The sequence below is a fragment of the Streptomyces sp. NPDC050528 genome, from assembly GCF_044457795.1.
In the GTDB taxonomy this organism is placed as follows: domain Bacteria; phylum Actinomycetota; class Actinomycetes; order Streptomycetales; family Streptomycetaceae; genus Streptomyces.
Genome location: NZ_JBITHH010000012.1, coordinates 21,541 through 28,230, shown reverse-complemented (window position 1 = coordinate 28,230; position 6,690 = coordinate 21,541). Strand labels below are relative to the sequence as shown.

The window sequence follows — 6,690 nt, the reverse complement described above, 5'->3', positions numbered from 1 at the left end:
TGGGGGGGGGGGGGCCCCGCCCGCGCGCCCCGGCCCCGGGGGGGGGGGGGCGGGCCGGCGGGGCCCCCCCCCCCCCCCCCCCCCCCCCCCCCCACGACAAGGGACACGATCGTCTACAGTCCCGGCCGCTACGCCTAGTTGGAGTAGGTGCGCAGGATGTCGATGACGGCGCGGATTTGCCGCTCGGCTTTGTCGGGGAGGGGATCGGGGTTGAAGTGCATGAGATCGTTGCGGATTTTGCGGATCTCGTCCAGGCGCTGGGTGAACGCGGCCTTGTCCAAGGACCACCCCAGCCGGTCCCAGAATTCCTGGTTGCGCAGGACGTTCACGTAGTCGCCGAAGGTCAGGGCGCTGTAGGAGGCCGGAGCTCGGCTTCCGTTCCGGCCGACCGCAGCTGCAACTTCGGCGAGGTCGAACTGGTCGGTGACAAGGGCCCGCAGGCGCTGATCCAGCTCTCCCACCAGAAGAAAGGGGCTGGCCAGGGAACCGTAGGCGAGCGCGACATCAGAGACGGTGACGATGCCGCCGAGGTCGTTGTGCGGTCCGCGCACCAGAACGAAGTCGTACTGCGCGAGTAGCGGCAGCACATCGATGAGGTCGTGGTCGTAGCGCACTTCACGGGCTTCGACGAGGGCCTCGGCCAGGGGACAGTCGCTGTCACGGTGCCGGGCCTGGGCGATGGACTTCCAGGTGACCGCGCCGGCGACCTGCCGTTTGCTGGACATGACGGGAAGTTGGGAAAAGTCGTTGAGCAGCATCAGGGTGACGGCCCGGTCGAGGTCATTGTCCTTCGTGATGCTCGTGACACCGCCCATGGCCGAGACAATCGTGCCGACGGTGGGCCCGGGCTCCCTCGCCGTGGTCTCACCGTCCACCGTTACCGCTGCGGCATCGCCGGTCTCGGTGTCCTGCTCCGCGGTATCTGATTCCGCGGGTACTCGTATCAGCAGGACCGTGGCATCGAGCCCCACCTGCTCGAAGTTCGGCGAGGTGGCCAGGCCGTGGTTCGCCAGGTCCGTGTCGATCTGCTCCCGCACCAGATTGCCGCGGCTGCTTGCCCCCACCAGCCGAGCAGCTCGCGTACCGAGAGCGACATGGGCTGGCCTGCCTTCACCGCACGGCGGGCCTCTTTGAGGCGCTCATGCCGCTCGGCCACGGTAAGACGCGGTGCGTTCTGTTCCCCCGCAGACCTCTCTCCCCCTGCCGATTCCGCTGTCGGCTGGTTCTGGGTGGCCACCTGGTCCAACAACTGCTGGCGCAGGTCATCCAGGTACTGCCCGTCCTCGACCTGCCAGGCGGACCAGCCGTCGAAGCTGCCGTAGCCGACGGCGATACGCGCGGCCCTGGACGGGGACCTGAAGACCTTTCCGCTTGCCAGCAGCCGGATGCCTCCACCCTCGTCGGTGGTCGCTTCGGCCAGGTGCGTCTCTTTCTTCCGGGTGCGGTGGAAGGTCAACTTCGTATGATCGGTCAGCAGGCCCGCCTGCAGCAGATCACCGATCGTTACCCGGCGTCCGTCCAGCAAGTACGGATGTGCCGCCGTGGTCGCACCACTTGTCCCGGATGTCGAATCACTCACGGCTTGTTCCTCCCTGACAGCACACAGCGCGCCATTGACTGACGCCCACCGCGATCGTAAAAGACCCTTCGGTCCCACTGCCCGCAGGGGCGCGGCAGGGGACCGCCGGACTGGGGCGTGGTGTCGCGCGGAGGGGGGAGGACGTCGTTGGCGACTTCAGCAGGCCGGTCCCTGAGATGGCAGAGTGCAGTAGCCCCGCGTGCCCGGCCCTGCGGATTCGGTCCCGGCAGCCGCCGGCTGAGCCCAGAGCAGCCCGAGCCCGACGAACAGGGCCTGCATCTCAGGAGGGTAGGTACTGAAACCGTCCCGTACGGGATACAGGCGCTTTCGGAGCTGGACCTCGCGGCCGGCTATGACGGGCCGGTAGGAGTCGGCGACGATGATCCGTCCGTCGTCGTCGGCCAGCGGGCCGACGTCGACAAGGTGCTGCCGAGCGGCCGTAACAAGCTCCACGCAGCGCTCGATGCGGCTGCGCCGCACCTGCGGCCCAGACCCTGGAGCGTGTGTGTCGTCCGGGACCGGTTCCATCTGCAGGTCGGCGAGTGTGGTGCGCTGAGCCTCGCGAAGTTCCTTCCAGCGCACGTGCTGTTGCTGGAGCCACTTGCCGAGGTCGCCGCCTCGGTAGATGCGAGGGCCGCCAAGGAGATCGGCCCGTGTGCCGCCTTCGGCCTTGAACAGGCGCAGCCGTACAAGCTGACGGTGCCAGGCCGCGGTCCACGGCACGCCCGCCGGTACCCGCCACACACCGATGGCGTCCATTTCAGCGTCCTGGACGTCCAGGCGACGCCGTTCGGCCAACATCACACCGATCGGGATCGCGTCCCCGCCGACGGTGACCCGCTCGCCCCTGCGGGGCAGCAGGTGCCCGTGTGTGTCGGCGTAGGCCCGCGCAGCTGCCAACAGCAGGGCGCGTCCACCGGAACGCGGATTCCACACGAACCCCATCTCTGCCAGGTAGTGCATGAGGTCCGGATGCACCCGGGGCCCGTCCCTGAGCCACTTCGCCCGCGCTGCCTCATGGTCGCCGCCCAGATGCTGGCTGAGCCGGTCCAAGTCCCGCGTGTCCGCGCGGGCATTGCGCCGCAACCTGTCCAGCTCCTCGGCAAGCCGGATACCGCCCTCCTCCCAGTCCCCAGGCACCCTCAGATGGCCGTGCCGCTCCTGGAACACGGTCGCAGCTTCCACGACCCGCAGCATCTCCCCAGCCGCCGGATCGTTCACCATGCGGATGCGCAGCCAGTCCGCCACTGCCCATGCCGGGCGTTCCCGCATGAACTCGAGCATGCCCGCGGACTGCTGCGCACGCTGCTCCTCGGCTCCGGTGAGCACCCTGTGCATGGAGGAAGGGGAGCAGGCCGCGCCGTCGTCGGACTCGTAAGATTTCACCGCGCGCGCAACTTTGGTCACCTGACCCCAGCCTGCTTTCTTGCTCGACTCTTCGCCCTGCAGGGTGTGCGCCCCGGCAGCCTGCGCCAGCTCCTACGGTGCCGTGCGGCTACTGCAACCGACTCCGCGGCGGGACGGTGATGCTCTCGACTGCGCGCTTGCGGCGCGCTGGGCCCCCGCAGGCGCGATGATTGCTGGTCCCATCCCAGCACAGCCAGCGCCTCGGCCGAGGCGCTGGCCCCCCTTGAATGCGTGCCCGTCCGCTAGCTGGAGCGCTACATCAGCCGCTGCCACCCACAGTGGCCTCGGTTCGGCCTGGCGCACAGAGACGTAGAGATGTGTCCCTGTCTGTCCCTGCCTATCGAAGGAATTCCAGGACACGTCTGGGCAACGGCGGGCTACCGTGCGTCTGCATCTGCCCGGTTGCGCAGTACGTCCGCGCTCCCGCCCGATTGATCAGGGCAGGTAGAGCTTGGCCGGGGCAGCAGGGGCGGCGGGAGAGTCGGGCGCTGCAATCTGATAGCCCATGGCGCGCAGCACCTCAACCGCCTGGTCCGGAGCGTCGCGGACAGCCGAACGCAGCTGCTTGTCGCGCCATCGGCGGATCCCGTCGGTCAGAACGCCTTCCCAGCCTGCGACCGTGTCTACGTCGAACTCGTGGACGATCATCAGCAGGACGTCCTCAAGGCTTGGCCGCATCCGATGACCGCCGACGGGGAAGTGCAGCTCTGCCAGCCCCGGGCGCCGCTTCCTTTGCAGCATTCTGCCGGGTCTGCCCGAGTCCGACAGCCGCTGCAGCCAGGAGATCTGATTGTGGTGTGCATGCACATGCATGTGTGCGCCCGGTGGCCATGTCCAGCCGCGGACGTACTCGTAGCGAAGGAGAGGCTCGGGGTCCTGCCGGTAGTGCAGGGCGAGCGTCGACTTGTCCACCGCCAAGAACTCGGCGGCCTGGTCCCAGCAGCAGTAGTAATTCATCGCCAGGGTCAGTTCGGGCTCGCCGTTGATGTACAGCTCGATCCGGCTCTGGGTCAGCTCGGACGCTTCGCCAGCGACCGTCGTCACCCACAGCTTGCGACCTGTGCGGAAGGCGTGGAACCGCGGCGCACGCGGAAGGACTCCGCTGAGGGTGGCCGTCAGCTCCTCGGCGAAGTCTTCCGCAACTTTGTGCAGGGCTATGAGGCCCGCTTCGTCAGACACCATCGAGAAGGTAGTCCAACCCTTGGAGCGTCTGCCAGATGTCCTGTTCCTCAGAGCTGAGCTGGTACGTCTCAGCCCGCTCGGCGAGCTCCTCCGCGGACAGCCGAGTGCGGGCCAAGAGCTGGGCCCGCCACTGGGCGATCTCCTCGGGCGTCTTGTCCACCACAGTCGGCATTGCGATATCCCTTCATGCGCTATCCCCATGTCCTGACCGCAGTGAAGCACGAGCCACTGACATCGGCCCAGTGCGCCCACCGCGCAGGCCAACGCAGCACCAGACGACCACAACACGAGGACTACGGTCCCGCTGCACCAGCACCGGGCAGAAATCATCAGCACCTTCCTCGCCATCTCGACGAGAAAAATGCTGGCAGGACAGAGCTGACAGGCAGGGCGCCAAGTGGTGCGCCATCGAGGAGAGGGGTAGGAGGCGGCGCAGTATCGTTGCGGCCGTGATCTCTGCAGTTCCGCGCTCAGCGGTCACCCCGGCGCCACGAGCGGTCGCTGGGAACCTGCTGCCCGGAAGGATGACGAGCGTGCCGACCCCGGCCGACATACCGATCACCCCGGAAGAACGCTGGGGGGAACTCGGCCTGTACGGGGCCCGCGGCATGACCGGCGGCGAGGCCCTGGCCCACACCCTCGACTCCGCAGCCGGCCGACGCATCCCGCCGGTGACCACCCGCCGTGGCCTGACAGTCCGGCTGCGCTACCTCACCTGGGGCAGCCGCGGCAACCACTGGCTGAGAAACGCGGGAATCAGCGTCACCGGCCGGACCATCAACCGCTGGACCAACGGCGTACAACGGCCCCGCCCCGACAACCTTCGCCTGATCGACCGGGCGTTCTGGCGCTGTCGCCGCGCCAGTCTCGCCGACCACTACAAGCAGCGTCTGTGGGACGACGGCCGTGGCAGCCGCATCGAGATCCACCCCGTCGACCAGAGGAATGTCCAGTCCAGCCGGCAGCGCGAGTTGCGCGTGCGGAACATCAATGTCCGCCACGAGTGGCAGGCCGTCGTGGACGCTTGGAGCAGCAACGACCACGGCACGCTGGATGAGCTGTGGACGCGGATCGTGGATGACCTGGGGTCGGATCACCACGCCTACACCTACGTCTCCCACCTTGGATTCGGCGTCTGAATCCCGCCCGGGCCCAGCCTTCACGCCGCCGCACACGGATCGGGTGCAACCTCGACCAGCCTGTTTGCGAACCGCCAGATCGCCTCTCATGCCAGGCCACGGCCCGGTACCCCCGGCTTTGTGCGCGCTGATCCGCTACCCATGAGCGCCCTTGCGGAGGAATTCAGGCCTGGCCGGCCACCGACCAGGCCATGGTGAGGTCCGGCTCGAAAGGTTCATCGCCGAACCGCCAGGGCAGACAGGTCAGTTCTTCCAGATGCGTATCGGCCGGGGCGTCGTCATGGGGGAGGGGGGCGGGGAGGCGGCGCCACTTGCCTTGCGCGGGATGGCCCGCTCCGGCAGCGAGCGGCGGTGCACCGTGGCGCTGCATCCAGATACTCACCGGCATGAGAGCAAGCGTGGCAGGCATCTGCCACTCCTCCAGCACCTTGTCCACGGCGTCCAGCCACGCTTGGTCCAGCTCCACACCCCAGGTGCCGCGCATGCGGCGACGCTCTCGTGCTGCCAGCATCTCTGCGAGGCGGACGGCCTCGGGATACACCGCCAGCGGTGCTATGCGCAGATCGCTGCCGATTCCCGTGCCGAGCAGCCGGCCACGGGCGCCCCACACCGGCGGGCACAGGGACGGGATGTTCCACCAGCACGCGGCGATGTGCAGGGCGTCCGCGAACAGAGCCCGCCCGCCGCCGCCCAGACGCCGCTCCAGCAGGAGACGCCGGCGGTGGGCATCGACAACGTCGGGCAGGTTTTCGAGCGGCAGCCAGGTCACCCCGGCCTCCCGCAGATTGTCGAGCCACCGCCCGTGCCGCGCACACACCCGCCACCGGGTCACCGACACCAGATACACATCGGACGGCCTGCGTTTGGCCACCGCGCACAGGTCGCAGGCCCGCACCAAGAACACCGGGCCCTTGGTCCGCCACTGGGGCCACTCCCATGCCGGCTCCGGGCCCCCGTCCAGCAGATGATGCTCCTTCAGGTGCGGCAACGTCCGTTGCAACACGGACACGCTGCGCCCGGTCAGCCCCGCCAGCCGCTCAAGAGCCGGGGCATTGAGATAGACCTCGGTGGTCTTGGCCGGCATGGCCTTCGTCCCGTCCCCGATCTTGTGCATGAGGGCATCGGGCGGCATGTTGTTCAGTGCTGCCAGACGGCCGACGAAGGAGCCCGTCGACTCCCCGGAGATGAGCCTCGCCTGCCGCGCCAAGGGCGTTGGAGCTCTCCAGATGCGGGGCCGTTTCACGGCGCGCCGTGTCCGGCTGCCGGTCACCGTGGCCCCGCTTGCGTCTGTTCGCCTCACGCATCCCCCTCTGCACGGACGTGGCAGGTACTCCTGCATTCGGCATCAACCGGACCGGCTGGCTGACTCCGGTGGGCTCCTGC

The 6,690-nt window shown here is 68.3% G+C and carries 7 protein-coding genes; 1 reads left to right on the top strand and 6 read right to left on the bottom strand.

Annotated features, from left to right (window positions below; all coding sequences use genetic code 11):
• Nucleotides 1-134: 134 nt before the first annotated feature.
• The 5 genes from ACIBK4_RS35505 to ACIBK4_RS35485 form a co-directional block, all read right to left on the bottom strand.
• On the bottom strand, nucleotides 135-971 hold the full coding sequence (locus ACIBK4_RS35505; protein WP_399001537.1) for a CBS domain-containing protein: 837 nt from the start codon (nucleotides 969-971) through the stop codon (nucleotides 135-137).
• Nucleotides 944-1,579, bottom strand: coding sequence for a hypothetical protein (locus ACIBK4_RS35500; RefSeq protein WP_399001535.1), 636 nt, complete (start codon nucleotides 1,577-1,579; stop codon nucleotides 944-946). Before ACIBK4_RS35500 ends, ACIBK4_RS35505 begins: the two co-directional genes overlap by 28 nt.
• A 156-nt stretch (nucleotides 1,580-1,735) precedes the next feature.
• Nucleotides 1,736-2,965, bottom strand: coding sequence for a helicase associated domain-containing protein (locus ACIBK4_RS35495; RefSeq protein WP_399001533.1), 1,230 nt, complete (start codon nucleotides 2,963-2,965; stop codon nucleotides 1,736-1,738).
• Nucleotides 2,966-3,421: 456 nt separating this feature from the next.
• Nucleotides 3,422-4,168, bottom strand: coding sequence for a hypothetical protein (locus tag ACIBK4_RS35490; protein WP_399001531.1), 747 nt, complete (start codon nucleotides 4,166-4,168; stop codon nucleotides 3,422-3,424).
• Nucleotides 4,158-4,340 carry a hypothetical protein gene (locus ACIBK4_RS35485; protein WP_365390966.1) on the bottom strand — a complete coding sequence of 61 codons (183 nt, stop codon included), beginning with the start codon at nucleotides 4,338-4,340 and terminating at the stop codon, nucleotides 4,158-4,160. The genes ACIBK4_RS35490 and ACIBK4_RS35485 overlap by 11 nt, the downstream gene beginning before the upstream one ends.
• Nucleotides 4,341-4,701: 361 nt before the next feature.
• On the opposite strand from ACIBK4_RS35485, the gene ACIBK4_RS35480 reads away from it, so the two are divergent.
• A complete protein-coding gene (locus ACIBK4_RS35480) occupies nucleotides 4,702-5,307 on the top strand; it encodes a transcriptional regulator (RefSeq protein WP_399001528.1) in 606 nt (201 codons plus the stop codon).
• Between the two features lie 163 nt (nucleotides 5,308-5,470).
• Here the strand turns inward: ACIBK4_RS35480 and ACIBK4_RS35475 are convergent, their stop codons facing one another.
• Nucleotides 5,471-6,514 carry a TniQ family protein gene (locus ACIBK4_RS35475; RefSeq protein WP_399001527.1) on the bottom strand — a complete coding sequence of 348 codons (1,044 nt, stop codon included), beginning with the start codon at nucleotides 6,512-6,514 and terminating at the stop codon, nucleotides 5,471-5,473.
• Nucleotides 6,515-6,690: the final 176 nt, after the last annotated feature.